The organism is Brevundimonas sp. UBA7838 (genome assembly GCF_002500885.1).
GTDB lineage: Bacteria > Pseudomonadota > Alphaproteobacteria > Caulobacterales > Caulobacteraceae > Brevundimonas > Brevundimonas vesicularis_C.
On record NZ_DLTK01000053.1, the window covers coordinates 1 to 271 of the forward strand.

The 271-nt window shown below is 73.1% G+C and carries 1 protein-coding gene; it reads left to right on the forward strand.

Annotated features, from left to right (window positions below; genetic code table 11):
- Positions 1–271: cytochrome c-type biogenesis protein (locus tag B3T77_RS03640; RefSeq protein WP_292077313.1), on the forward strand; the 271-nt coding region annotated here is incomplete at both ends.

Consider the following 271-nt stretch of genomic DNA (forward strand, 5'->3'; position numbering starts at 1 on the left):
GCCGATGCGACCCAGGAGGCCCGCGCCCAGGCCCTGTTCAAGGACGTGCGCTGCGTCGTCTGCCAGCACGAGGCCATCGCCGACAGCCCGGCGGGCGTCGCCGGCGACATGCGCCGCCTGATCCGCGAGGAGATCGCGGCCGGCGCCTCGGATCAGGCCGTGCGCGACGATCTGGTGCGACGCTTCGGAGACTATGTGCTCTTCACCCCGCCGGTCCGGGCGGGGACCTGGCTGCTGTGGTTCGGCCCGTTCGCCCTGTTGCTGCTGGCCG